We start from the raw sequence: 12,250 nt of genomic DNA on the forward strand, positions 1-12,250 counted from the left end.
CCAAGAACAAAGATGTGGCCGCGAAATCGGCCGGGAATACGAGAAGGACTCCCAGGGTTTCAGGCCACATCAAGACGCAAGGCTCCGAGGCCCGGCAAGAGGATCGCCGAATGGCATTCGAATTGTCCGCCCGATCTCGCGTGACGCCCGGCGCGATACCGGGAGCAGGCGAGACGGCCGAGCTCCCACAGGGCTCGTGAAAGCCTCGTCGACGCCTGCGGAAACGCCGTCCCCGCCCGCCTGACCCGGGCCGGGCCGGATGCCCGCCGTACGCGGACCCGCCCCGCGTCCCCCCTGACCACCGAAGCCGAGAAAGGAGCACGCGGCCGCGGAGCCGTCCCCGACCAGCCCGCCGCCATCGATCGACGGCCGGACGAATCCGGCCGCTCGCGCCGCCCCCGCGAAAACGGGCCGGGCGAGAAGAAAGCGTTCCGGGGGCGTACCAGAACGACCCCCGACCGGCGCCATGGAAAGGCCGCACGCGGCCGCCCACCCGCGCCGACCATTACCAGACCCGTCACCGGTTTCGACTTACGCCATGGGCGGCGGCGAATTCCGCCGTGCCCATGAACGGGAGACACAAAGATGCCGAGCACAACGCAAGACGACGTCAGCACCTCTTTATTACTGGCCTCGGTGCAGGCCACTCTGGATTCGGCGCAGGAATCCATGGACGCGGTCCGCGCGATGCTCTCGCCCGGACGTGGAATCGTCGGCTCCGAGGAGGCGGCCCTCAGCGCCGCGATCCGGACGGTGCCGCGCTGGCACTTCGCCATGCTGAACGACCTGGAGCGCAACGACGCCTTCGAGGTGGCGATCGAGCGCGTGCTTCCCCCGGGCGCCCACGTGCTGGACATCGGCGCCGGCACCGGCCTGCTGTCGATGATGGTCGCGCGGGCCGGGGCCGCCTCGGTCACCACGTGCGAGCAGAACCCGATGCTCGCCGAGATCACCCGCCAGATCGTCGCCCAGCACGGCCTGTCGGATGTGATCAACGTCGTGTCCAAGCGGTCCACGGACCTGGTGGTGGGCGTGGACCTGCCCCGGCGGGCCGACCTCATCGTCTCCGAGATCGTCGACTGCGGCCTGATCGGCGAGGGCGTGCTGCCGACCGTCGAGCACGCCCGCGAGCATCTGCTGGCCCCCGGAGGCCTGCTGCTGCCCGAGTCGGCGCGCCTGTACGGGGCGCTGCTGGACAGCGTCGCCGTCGACCGGCTCAACCGCGTGGACTACGCGGCCGGCTTCGACGTCAGCCTGCTCAACGGCCTCTCCACCCGCGGCCACTTCCCCGTCCGCCTGCCCACCTGGCCGCACACGCTGCTCTCGCCCGAGGTCGAGTTGTACTCCTTCGACTTCGCGGCGGGCCCGATGGCCGACGGGTCGGCCGAGGTCGACATCCCCGTGACCGAGACGGGCGAGGCGCACGGCCTCGCGGTCTGGTTCGACCTCTCGCTCGGCGGCGGCGTCAGGCTCCGCAACTCCCCGGACAACCTCGCCTCGCACTGGATGCAGGCGTTCGTGCCGTTCGCCGAGCCCGTCGCGCTCACCAAGGGCGACCGCGCGCACCTTCGCCTCGCCTGGCAGGACTGCCGGCTCTCGGCCTCCAAGATCAGCATCTCGACCACCATGAAGGGACAGAAATGAGCTTCACCCCGCACCACACGCCGTTCGAGCTGGACCCGGCGCAGCTTCGTGAGCTCGCCCTGGACTTCGCCAGCAACCCCATCTACCTCGACAACAAGGAGTGGGAGAACGAGGACAACCCCTACCACCGGCAGCTGCGGCCGCAGATCATCAAGTACCTGGACTTCAGCAAGCCGCTGCCCGCCGGCGAGATCCTCGACTACTCCGCGCTGGCCGCCAACCGCCTGCTCGCGACCATCTACGAGGCCGACCTGATGTTCCTGCCCAAGAAGGGCATGACCGACTCGACGTGGGCCGGCTTCAAGAACTTCTACAGCTCCACCAACCGGGCGCGCGGCGAGATGATCCGCCCGTACCTGGAGAAGCACGTGTTCGGCTTCCTCGACGACATCGAGGTCAGCGGCGACTGGACCAAGGAGAGCCTGGCCGCCTACCTCGGCCGCATCCAGGGCCAGGCGACCGAGCCCTCGGCGAGCGAGAAGGCGATCCGCGAGTCCAGCGACCCCAAGCGCGCCGCCCGCAACTGGCTCATCCAGTTCGCGCCGGACTTCCTGTCCGAGGCCTCGCCGATGATCCGCAACGTCATGGGCTACTACGGGCCCGTGCAGTCGGAGTGGTTCAAGATCGTGATCGACGAGTACGGCTACGGCGTCCACGGCACCAAGCACAGCACGCTGTTCGAGAACACGCTGGCCTCGGTCGGGCTCAGCGCGGACCTGCACCGCTACTGGCAGTACTACCTGACCAGCAGCCTCATGATGAGCAACTACTTCCACTACCTCGGCAAGAACCACGAGCTGTTCTTCCGCTACCTCGGCGCCCTGTACTACACCGAGACGACGCTGGTGGACTTCTGCCGGCGCGCCGCGGACCTGCTCACCGACGTCTTCGGCGACGACGCGGACGTCAAGTACTTCACCGAGCACGTGCACATCGACGTCCACCACGGGCGGATGGCCCTGGAGAAGCTGATCATGCCGATCGTCGACCAGTGCGGCGAGTCGGTCATCCCCGAGATCGTGCGCGGCTTCGAGGAGTTCCAGGCCATCGCCCAGATCGCCGACGACGACTTCGCCGAGCAGGTGCGCTGGATGGACGCCGGCCCGCGGAACAAGGTGCTGCACGCGCCGGTCTGGGCGAAGATCGAGAGCGGCGAGGTCGAGGCGCCGGTGGCGCACATCGTCGAGCCGCGCGGCGAGCTGTCCAACACCCACCAGCACGACGGCGACGAGCTGTGCCACATCGTGTCCGGCACGATGAGGTTCGTCAGCGGCTACGACTCCCACCAGATCCTGGAGGCCGGCGAGGGCACCGTGATCTGGAGGAACCGCCTGCACGGAGCGATCATCGACTCCGAGGAGTGCGTGTACGAGATCCACTCGGTCGGGGACTACCGCGCATGCTTGTCGTGAACTTCGCCGTCGAAGGCGCCCACAACTGCGTCGAGGTCGACGGGGTGCCCTACGTCTACGCGCGCACGGCCAAGGGATCGTTCGTGATGCCGGCGCTGTGTCCCCACCGGGGCGGCCCGCTCAACCTGGCCGAGGTGGACGCGACGGGCGGCCGGGCCGTGTGCCCCTGGCACGAGCGGGCGACCTCGATCACCCGGCTGCGCAGGAAGGGCATCCCGGCCGTGCGCCGCGGGAACACGGTCACCGCCGTGCTCCCGGTGCCCGCGGACTCCGAGGTGACGACCACCCACCGGCCGATGTCGCCCGCGTTCTGCGGCGGCAGGGCGGCCTGAGCCCCACCGCGCGGCCCGCCGGAGGGTCCGGTGCCCCACCTGACCCTCCGGGCGGGCCCCCACCCGAGCGACCCGAGACAACCGAGCAACCCGAGACACCCAGACTCCGAGGAGACCTGACATGGCCTACGCGTCCGGCATCGAGGCATTCGTCGACAAGGTGAACGCCACCCTGCCCCCCGACTTCTACACCTATCCCGTTGAGCGCCAGCGCGCCCTGTACGACTCGCTGGCCGCGGCCCTGCCCATCCCGGTGCCGGACGGCGTCACCTGGCGGGACGCCACGGCCGAGCACGACGGCCGTGAGGTGCGGCTGCGGATCTACGAGCCGGCCCGCCGCGAGGGCGACGGCGTCGTCTTCTACGTCCGCGGCGGGGGCTTCGTCATCGGCTCGCTGACCAGCCACCACAGCCTGGTCGCCGAGATCGCCCACAGGACCGGGCTGGTGACGATCGCGCTGGACTTCGGCATGGCCCCCGAGAACCCCTTCCCGGGCCCGGTCGAGGACTGCTACGCCGGGCTGAGCGCGGTGCTCGCCGACCCGTCCCGGTTCGGCCTGTCCGTCGACCCGGCCAAGGCCGTCGTCGCGGGCGAGAGCTCCGGGGCGAACATGGCCGTGATCCTGTCGATGATGGCGCGCGACCGCGGCACCCCGGCGCTCGCCGGCCAGGCGCTGATCAGCCCGGTGCTGGACTTCACCCGGTGGCGGCACGGCGGCGAGGACGCGCCGCTGCTCTCCGGCGGCGAGATGGAGTTCTACACCGCCTGCTACTGCCCCGAGCCGGAGCGGGCCGCCGACCCGTACGTCTCCCCGCTGCTGGAGGGCAAGTTCCACGAGCTGCCCCCGGCGTACGTCGTCGGGTGCGAGCTGGACTCGCTGCGCGTCGACGCCGAGAAGTACGTCGAGCTGCTGCGCGCGGAGGGCACCCCGGCCAAGTACGTCATGGAGGCCGGCATGGTGCACGCCCCGGTGCGCGCCCGGGGGATGAGCGAGCCCGCGGCGGACATGGTGCGCCGGTTCTGCGCGGCCGCCGCCGCCCTGGCCGGTGGGGAGGGGGAGTCCCGTGGCTGAGCAGGCCCACCCGACCGGCCCCGTGGTCGTCGTCGACCCGTACTCCTCGGGCGCGCTGTTCGCCGCCGCGTTCGCCCAGCGCGGCGTCGAGGTGGTCGCCGTGCTCACCGCCGAGCGCCCGCCCGACGCGTACGCCGCCTCGTACCGGCCGCAGGACCACCGTCGCAAGATCGTCTTCGGCGGGGACCTGGACGCGCTCGCGAGCGAGCTGCGGGCGCTGGACCCGCGCTGCGTGATCGCGGGCGGCGAGTCCGGCGTCGAGCTCGCCGAGCGCCTGGCGCCGCTGGTCACCCCCGGCCGCGCCAACGTGCCCGAGCTCGCCGCCGCGCGGCGGGACAAGTGGAGGATGGCCGAGGCGGTGGCGGCGGCGGGGCTCGCGGTGATCCCGCAGATCTGCACCGACGACCCCGCCGAGGTCGAGCGGTGGCTCGCCCGCGAGGGCCTGGAGGGGCGGGACCTGGTCGTCAAGCCGCCGATGAGCGCCAGCACCGACGGCGTCGTGAAGGTCGCCGGCGGCGTGGGCTGGGCCGAGGTGTTCGCCCGGGGCCTCGGCCGGGTCAACCAGTTCGGAAACGTGGACGACCGGCTGCTGGTACAGAAGTTCCTCACCGGCACCGAGTACGTCGTGGACACCTTCACCGACGGCGGACGGCACGGCCTGGTGGACGTGTGCCGCTACCAGAAGGTGGACAACGGGCCGCACATGGCCGTCTACGACACCATGCGCTGGGTGCCCGAGGACGACCCGGCCGTCCCCGCGCTCGCCGAGTACGCGCGCGGCGTGCTGGACGCGGTCGGCATGCGGTTCGGCTCCGCGCACATCGAGATCATGAACACCGGCGACGGCCCGGTGCTGATCGAGCTCGGCGCGCGGGCGCACGGCGGCGGGCAGCCGCGGTTCAACCGGGTCGCGACCGGCGACAGCCAGATCGACCGCACGGTGCGCGCCCTGGTGGGCGGCGAGGTCCCGCTCGGGTACCGGCTGGAGCGCCACCAGATGTGCGTCTTCCACATCGCGCGGGCCTCCGGGACCGTGCGCGACGTGTCCGCGCTGGAGGCGGTCAAGGACCTGCCGAGCCACCACTTCTCGGTGATGAACCTGGCCGAGGGCGACCACGTCGAGGCGACCAGGAGCCTGGTGGACAGCCTGGACTTCGGGTTCGCCATCCTGTCCCACCCCGACCCCGAGCAGGTCGAACGGGACTACAAGGTGATCCGCGAGCTGGAGCGCGGACTGGTGATCGACCCGGCGGCCGCCTGACGGCGATCACCTTCGCCCCCCGAAGGGACCGGTGTTCCTCTTGACGCACGAACCGCAAGACCGGAAAGACCCGAAGACGACCACTGCGATGACCGGCACGGACGAGGTCCGTCCGGCGAGGGAGCGGGAGATGGGACTGGACGCCGAGTCCGGCAAGCCGTTGCTCTTACTGATAGGCAGCAGCTCCAAGCGCAACAGGGAGTTCATCCTGCGGTCGGTCGCCCCGCGCTACCGGCTGTGGCTGCTGCAACCGGCGGAGGTGTCCTGGGAGGCGCCGTACGTCGCCGGCAACACCGTCGTGGACAACACCGACGCGGTCAAGCTCGTCGAGGCGGCCCGCGAGGTCGCCGCCCGTCACGACGTCGCGGGCGTGTTCTGCTACGACGAGGGCCTGGTGTGGCCCGCCGCCTTCGTGAGCCAGGCGCTCGGCCTGCCCGGCAACCCGCCGGAGGTCATCGCGGCCTGCCGTGACAAGAACGCCACCCGCGTCGCCCTGGACGAGGCCGGCGTGCCGCAGCCGATCTCCATCGGCGTCGCGTCGCTGGACGAGGCGCTGGCCGCCGCCGACAAGATCGGCTACCCGGTGGTGCTCAAGCCGCGCGGCCTCGCGGGCAGCATGGGCGTCAAGCTGGCCGCCGGCCCCGGCGAGGTCACCGCCGCCTACGCCGCCGCCACCGCCGTGTCCTACCCCGGGGTCCCGGTGTACGAGGTGTCCGTCCTGGTCGAGGAGTACGTGGACGGCCCGGAGATCAGCGTCGACGCCGTGTTCTACGGCGGCAACTGCGTGCCGCTGGCCCTCGCGCGCAAGCGGGTCGGCTTCGCGCCGTTCTTCGAGGAGGTCGGCCACCTCGTCGACGCCGCCGACCCGCTGCTGACCGACCCCGAGCTGGTGGACGCGCTGCGCCGCGCCCACGAGGCGCTGGGCTTCCACACCGGCGTGACGCACACCGAGTTCCGGCTCGGCCCGCGCGGCCCGCGCCTGCTGGAGGTCAACGCCCGCCTCGGCGGCGACATGATCCCCTACCTCGGCCACCTCGCCACCGGCGTCGACCTCGCGTTGGCCGCCGCGGACGTGGCCGCGGGCCGCGAGCCCGACACCGCGTTCACGCACCGCAAGGTCGCCACGGTCGCGTTCCTCTACCCCGAGCGGGACCTGACGGTCGAGACCGTGACCGTCCACGAGGACCGGCTCACCCCGCCGGTGCACAGCGCCGAGGTCCTCGCCGACCCGGGCGCGGTGCTGCGCCTGCCCCCGCGCGGCTACATCGCCCGATACGGCCGGATCATCACCCTGGCCGACACCCCCGAGGAGGCCCAGGTGGACACTGCGGGCATCATCGAGATCACCGGCCGCCCCCTGGAGGCCACGCCCGCGGAGGTCGCGGCCCGATGAGCGCAGAGCACCCGTCCGTCGTCCAGACGGTTCGCGAGATGTCGCGGCCGGTGTGGCTGCTGCTCACCGGCATGCTGGTCAACCGGCTGGGCAACTTCCTGCAGATCTACCTGGTCCTCTACCTGACCGACAAGGGGTTCGCGGCGTACGGCGCGGGCCTCGCCCTCGGCGCCTACGGCGTCGGCTCGGTGGCCGGCGTGCTCGCCGGCGGCACCGTCTCGGACCGGTTCGGCTACCGGTGGACGATCGTGGCGTCCATGGCGGGCGCGGGGGCGCTGACGACGCTCATCGTCGTCCTGCCCAGCCTGCCGCTGATCGTTGTGGTGGCGGCCGTCGTCGGCGCGCTCGGGCAGGCCTACCGCCCGGCGTCCTCGGCGATGCTGGTCGAGCTGACCCCGGAGCGGCAGCACGTCATGGTCTTCGCCGTGTACCGGCTGGCGTTCAACCTCGGCACCACGGCCGGGCCACTGCTCGGCGCGCTGCTGATCACCTACTCCTACGACCTGATGTTCTACGTCGACGCGGTGACGTCCGTCCTGTTCGCCGTCTTCGCGCTCACCCTGCCGCACACGGTGGCGGGCAAGGACGCCGCGGCGGACGGCGCGGGCCGCGGGTCGTACCTCGGCGTGCTGGCGGACCGCCGGTTCACGCTGTTCATGCTGGCGCTGTTCCTGAACGCCGTTGTCTACATCCAGCACGTCTCCGTGCTGCCGTTGCAGGTCACCGCGGACGGGAACACGCCCGAGCTGTACGCGGCGCTGCTGTCGCTGAACGCCGTCGTCGTCATCGCGCTGGAGCTGCCGCTGACCAAGTTCGTGCAGCGGATGCCCGCGAAGCTGGCCGTGGCGGTCGGCGTCGGGCTGGTCGGCGTCGGGATGAACCTCTACGTCGCCGGGCCCGCGGTCGCGATGTTCGTGGTGGCGACGCTCGTGTGGACGCTCGGCGAGATCGTCGGCACCCCCACCGTGTCCGCCTACCCCGGGCAGGTCGCCCCTCCGGGGATGCGCGGGCGGTACATCGCCGCGGCGGCGATGCCCATGCAGATCGGCTACGCGGCCGGGCCGGTGATCGGCGTCACGCTGTGGACGCTGTGGCCGGACGGCGTCTGGTGGGGGTCCGGCGTCATCACGGTCTTCGCCGTGGTGGCCGCCCTCGCCGGGATGACCCGCCCCGCGACGGCCCCGGCCGTGACGGACGGGGAACCGGCGGTCACCGAGTCGCCGATCGCGGAGGCGCCGCTGGACGCGGGCGCGCCCCGGGCCGAGGAGGACCTGGCGGCTAGCCCCGGGGGCCGGTGATGCGCAGGTCACCGCGCGTCGTGAGCACGAAGACCTGCCAGTTGTAGTACGTGTAATAGGCGCGCGGGTCGCGCCGCATCATCCGGGCGTAGCGCTGTACGGCGTCCACGTACCGCCGGTCGTGGTTGTAGGCGTACAGCGCGCGCCGGTAGTCCCGGGGCGCGCCGGACGCGCGCAGATAGTTGGCGGCCCCGAGGACGGCGTCGCGCGGGTCGTGCACGTCGCCGCCCAGGCCGTACGCCCTCCAGGTCGCGGGCATGAACTGCATCGGGCCCTGCGCGCCCGCCGAGCTCGGCGACCTGAGGCGGCCGAACTTGGTCTCCACGAACATGACCGCCGCGAGCACCTCCCAGCCGACCCCGAACCTGCGCTCGCCCTCCCGCAGGTGGCCGCGCAGCTTCTCGGCGTCCGGCGGCTCCTGGGTGCGGAACCTGCCGGGCGTGGAGGTCGGCCGGGTCAGCGAGAACAGGCTGCGGGCCGCCTCCGCGTCGTCCCGGGCGCGGGCGGCCAGGCGGGAGGGCAGGCGCTCGACGACCCGGCGGGCCAGCTCGGGTCGGTGCCCCATGAGGCGGTACACGCGCTGCTGGTACAGCGACAGCAGCACGACCGGCTCGGGCGGCTCGCCGTCGGCCTTCCGGTCCTCGCCGAGCCAGGCGTCCACGGCCCGCCCGAGCGCGGCGTCGGTCCGCACGAGCGCCTCCGCCAGGCGCTCCGGGTCGGTGGGGACGGCGGCGTCCGGCGCGGGCAGGGCGTCTCCGTGCGCGGACGGCCGCGGCGTCCCCGGGGGAGGGGAACCGTCATCGGGGCCCACGGTCTCGGACGCTCCGGTCTCGGACGCTCCGGGCTCCGAGGACGTGGACGGCGGGGCGGGGGACGCGGCCGGTCGTGTCGCGGGCGTCACCGGCTCGGTGGCCGGGCTCGCGCAGCCGGTCATCAGCACGCCGGTCATCAGCAGACCCGCCAGCCGCGGCCCGGCCCACCGGGCGCCCGGGTCCGCCTGACGGCCTTGCGGCGGGGCCGCGCCGAGAGGATCCGTTCGCGCGTTCACGCCGGAGCCGTTTCCCCGCGATGCCACGTCGATACCTCCGGGAAGCGCCACGCGCCCGACCCTACCCCCCGCCACCTCGCCGCCGGGGGAGGAAAGGCCCGGCCGGCGCGGGGGGAGTCGCACCCGGCGGAGGACTCCCGGCGTGTGGCGGTCAGCGCAGGACCGGCGTCGACCAGCGGCGCCTGGCCGCCCGGCCCTCGTTCGTAGCCGTCCCGCCCTGTGGCGGTCAGCGCAGGAACGCGTTGACCAGCACCGTGAGCAGCACCGACAGGACGACCGAGATGATGATCATCGTCAGGCATCCCGCCGCCCCGCCCAGCGGGCGGATCTTGAAATTACGCTCCATACGGCCCCGCGCTCCGCTCCGTGCTCGCGCGGTGACCTACCCGGCCGTTCCCTCCCCAATCGCGTGGTCGCCGGCGCCCGTCCGGGGTAGGGCACCGGCATGGGGACGACACGCGTGCCGCGCCCGATCATGTACCAGGCGTGGTCGGATCTGACGTTCATCCACTGGCGGTACCCCGCCGCGGCCGTCCAGCGCCTGCTGCCCCGCGGTCTCACGGCCGAGGAGTTCGACGGCGACGCCTGGGTCGGCCTCGTGCCGTTCGCGATGGAGGGCCTGCGTGTGCCCGGGGTGCCGCCGCCGCCCGGGTCGTCCTGGTTTCCCGAGACGAACGTGCGCACCTACGTGCGGGACGCGCGCGGCCGCTCCGGCCTGTGGTTCCTGTCGCTGGACGCCGGCTACCTGCCCGCCGTGGTCGGCGGCCGGGCCGGCTACCGGCTGCCGTACTTCTGGTCGGACATGTCCGTGCGCGCGGACGGCGACCGCTACGTCTACCGGTCCCGCCGCCGCGTGCCGGGGCCGGCGGGGGCGCGGTGCGACGCCGACGTGGAGCTCGGCCCTCCGCTGGCCGGGCGCGACGGGCTCGCGGAGTTCCTCACCGAGCGGTACCGCCTGTTCACCGTCGTCGCGGGCGGCCTCGCCTCCGCGCGGGTGGAGCACCGCCCCTGGCCCCTGCGCCACGCCCGCCTCACCCACCTCGACGAGGACGTCGTGCGCGCCGCGGGCCTCCCCGCCCCCGCGCAGGAGCCGCTCGTGCACGCCTCGGCGGGGGTGCGTGTCCGGATCGGCATGTGGAGCCGGAGATGATCCCTCCCACCGGCCCCTCGCCCGCCGGCCGCCGGGGTCGGAGCCGTTCACGGTGGCTCCACAGGGACGCGCCGAGCTGACCGGTCGGTGCCCGCTCTGTCGCTGATTGCGCAGAAACGCTGTGGAGTGCGCAGTGGCGCGCCGCGCGCCGCAGGTGTCCCCTTCACGGCGAACACGCCGCTAACCACGGGGTGAGCGCCCGCCGTCCCTCCCGCTCCTAGCGTTTCCGTAGCCGGTCGGAGCCGGAGCGGACGACAGAGAGGGCAGGTCATGCGGGGGCGAACGGCGGAACGCGGATGACGGCGACGACGCGGCGAGGCGGGCCGCCCGCCGCCGTGCTCATACTCGCCGCCACCCTCACCGTCGCGGCCTCCGGCTGCTCGGACGGTGACGCCCGCGGCGGGGAGGCGGTGACGGCGGCCAAGCCTCCGGGCGCCCAGGCCGAGCCGAACGGCGGGGCCGGGAAAGCGGCCGGTAACGAGGCCGGTAAGGCCGAGACCAAGGCGGGCGGAGCCGGGAAAACCGTCACGGACGTCTACGCCAACGACCGGCCCGGCATGCTCAGCCCTGAGGTCGCGAAGTTCCCCTCGCGGGTGTACGTGCCGAACAGCGAGAGCGGCACCGTCAGCGTGATCGACCCGAAGACCTACAAGGTGATCCGGGAGTTCCCGGTGGGCCGGCGCCCGCAGCACGTCGTCCCGTCCTGGGACCTGAAGACCCTCTGGGTGAACAACAACGACGGCAACACCCTCACCCCGATCGACCCGGTGAGCGGCAGGCCGGGCAAGCCGATCCCCGTCGAGGACCCCTACAACCTTTACTTCACCCCGGACGGCACGTCGGCGCTGGTGATGGCCGAGCGGCTGAACCGCCTGGACTTCCGCGACCCGCGCACCTTCAAACTGCGCGGCTCGATGGACATGCCGTGCCGGGGCATCAACCACGCCGACTTCACCGTGGACGGCTCCATCTTCCTGGCGAGCTGCGAGTTCTCCGGCCATCTCGTGGCCGTCGACTGGGTGGCGCGCAAGGTGCGCAAGGTGGTGCACCTCCCGGCCCACCACGACGGGGCGGCCCACAGCATGCCGCAGGACGTCAAGCTGTCACCCGACGGGCGGACGTTCTACGTCGCCGACATGGCGATGGGCGGCATCTGGCTGGTCGACGCCGAGAAGTTCCGCGTCGACCGGTTCGTCAGAACGGGCGCGGGCGCGCACGGGCTCTACGTCAGCCGCGACTCCCGCAGCCTCTACGTCTCCAACCGCGGCGCGGGGTCGGTGTCGGTGGTGTCGTTCGCCAAGCGCAGGCCCGTCGACATCTGGCGCATCCCGGGCGGGGGCTCCCCGGACATGGGCGGGGTCTCGGCGGACGGCCGCCAGCTGTGGCTGGCCGGGCGCTACAACGGCGAGGTCTACGTCTTCGACACCGGCGACGGGCGCGTCGTGCGCAAGATCAAGGTCGGCGCCGGGCCGCACGGGCTGGCGGTCTACCCGCAGCCGGGGCTCCACTCGCTCGGCCACACCGGAGTGTTCCGCTGACCCGTCGCCGGGACGGGCGCGGTGGCGGCCGTCCCCGATGATCCGTCCCCGATGATCTGCACTGTTCATCACGACGTAGGAAAGGCATCCGAAAGGTGTGAA

The 12,250-nt window shown here is 72.4% G+C and carries 10 protein-coding genes; 9 read left to right on the forward strand and 1 reads right to left on the reverse strand.

Annotation, left to right across the window (positions count from 1 at the left end):
- The first annotated feature begins 585 nt into the window (after window positions 1–585).
- The 7 genes from DQ384_RS01560 to DQ384_RS01590 all read left to right on the forward strand — a co-directional run bounded on the left by DQ384_RS01560 (window position 586) and on the right by DQ384_RS01590 (window position 8,412).
- The gene (locus DQ384_RS01560) at window positions 586–1,644 is read left to right on the forward strand and encodes a class I SAM-dependent methyltransferase (RefSeq protein WP_114026819.1); all 1,059 of its coding nucleotides are present in this window, start codon (window positions 586–588) and stop codon (window positions 1,642–1,644) included.
- The gene (locus DQ384_RS01565; RefSeq protein ID WP_114026820.1) at window positions 1,641–3,056 is read left to right on the forward strand and encodes an iron-containing redox enzyme family protein; all 1,416 of its coding nucleotides are present in this window, start codon (window positions 1,641–1,643) and stop codon (window positions 3,054–3,056) included. The genes DQ384_RS01560 and DQ384_RS01565 overlap by 4 nt, the downstream gene beginning before the upstream one ends.
- Window positions 3,044–3,388 (forward strand): Rieske (2Fe-2S) protein, encoded by a 345-nt coding sequence (locus DQ384_RS01570; protein WP_147268597.1) that lies wholly within the window; start codon window positions 3,044–3,046, stop codon window positions 3,386–3,388. Before DQ384_RS01565 ends, DQ384_RS01570 begins: the two co-directional genes overlap by 13 nt.
- Before the next feature lie 121 nt (window positions 3,389–3,509).
- A complete protein-coding gene (locus tag DQ384_RS01575) occupies window positions 3,510–4,460 on the forward strand; it encodes an alpha/beta hydrolase (RefSeq protein ID WP_114026822.1) in 951 nt (316 codons plus the stop codon).
- The gene (locus tag DQ384_RS01580) at window positions 4,453–5,721 is read left to right on the forward strand and encodes an ATP-grasp domain-containing protein (RefSeq protein WP_114026823.1); all 1,269 of its coding nucleotides are present in this window, start codon (window positions 4,453–4,455) and stop codon (window positions 5,719–5,721) included. Before DQ384_RS01575 ends, DQ384_RS01580 begins: the two co-directional genes overlap by 8 nt.
- Window positions 5,722–5,809: 88 nt before the next feature.
- Window positions 5,810–7,114: an ATP-grasp domain-containing protein gene (locus tag DQ384_RS01585; protein ID WP_220182717.1), complete on the forward strand. Its 1,305-nt coding sequence runs from the start codon at window positions 5,810–5,812 to the stop codon at window positions 7,112–7,114.
- Window positions 7,111–8,412, forward strand: coding sequence for an MDR family MFS transporter (locus DQ384_RS01590; RefSeq protein WP_114026824.1), 1,302 nt, complete (start codon window positions 7,111–7,113; stop codon window positions 8,410–8,412). The genes DQ384_RS01585 and DQ384_RS01590 overlap by 4 nt, the downstream gene beginning before the upstream one ends.
- On the opposite strand, the gene DQ384_RS01595 is transcribed toward DQ384_RS01590, so the two are convergent.
- On the reverse strand, window positions 8,393–9,460 hold the full coding sequence (locus DQ384_RS01595; RefSeq protein ID WP_114026825.1) for a lytic transglycosylase domain-containing protein: 1,068 nt from the start codon (window positions 9,458–9,460) through the stop codon (window positions 8,393–8,395). The two genes, DQ384_RS01590 and DQ384_RS01595, sit on opposite strands and share 20 nt — an antisense overlap.
- A gap of 445 nt (window positions 9,461–9,905) precedes the next feature.
- Between DQ384_RS01595 and DQ384_RS01600 the strand changes: the two genes are divergently transcribed.
- Together DQ384_RS01600 and DQ384_RS01605 are read left to right on the forward strand one after the other, a co-directional pair.
- Window positions 9,906–10,610: a YqjF family protein gene (locus DQ384_RS01600; protein ID WP_114026826.1), complete on the forward strand. Its 705-nt coding sequence runs from the start codon at window positions 9,906–9,908 to the stop codon at window positions 10,608–10,610.
- A gap of 296 nt (window positions 10,611–10,906) precedes the next feature.
- Complete coding sequence (locus tag DQ384_RS01605) at window positions 10,907–12,148, forward strand: YncE family protein (protein ID WP_114026827.1); 1,242 nt, start codon at window positions 10,907–10,909, stop codon at window positions 12,146–12,148.
- Window positions 12,149–12,250: the final 102 nt, after the last annotated feature.

Origin of the sequence: Sphaerisporangium album (genome assembly GCF_003323745.1) — a bacterium.
In the GTDB taxonomy this organism is placed as follows: Bacteria; Actinomycetota; Actinomycetes; order Streptosporangiales; family Streptosporangiaceae; genus Sphaerisporangium; species Sphaerisporangium album.

Coding starts and splice junctions, on each gene's coding strand:
- DQ384_RS01585 (WP_220182717.1), top strand. CDS start 5,810: ATGACCGGCACGGACGAGGTCCGTCCGGCGAGGGAGCGGGAGATGGGA.
- DQ384_RS01560 (WP_114026819.1), top strand. CDS start 586: ATGCCGAGCACAACGCAAGACGACGTCAGCACCTCTTTATTACTGGCC.
- DQ384_RS01570 (WP_147268597.1), top strand. CDS start 3,044: ATGCTTGTCGTGAACTTCGCCGTCGAAGGCGCCCACAACTGCGTCGAG.
- DQ384_RS01565 (WP_114026820.1), top strand. CDS start 1,641: ATGAGCTTCACCCCGCACCACACGCCGTTCGAGCTGGACCCGGCGCAG.
- DQ384_RS01600 (WP_114026826.1), top strand. CDS start 9,906: ATGGGGACGACACGCGTGCCGCGCCCGATCATGTACCAGGCGTGGTCG.
- DQ384_RS01590 (WP_114026824.1), top strand. CDS start 7,111: ATGAGCGCAGAGCACCCGTCCGTCGTCCAGACGGTTCGCGAGATGTCG.
- DQ384_RS01575 (WP_114026822.1), top strand. CDS start 3,510: ATGGCCTACGCGTCCGGCATCGAGGCATTCGTCGACAAGGTGAACGCC.
- DQ384_RS01605 (WP_114026827.1), top strand. CDS start 10,907: ATGACGGCGACGACGCGGCGAGGCGGGCCGCCCGCCGCCGTGCTCATA.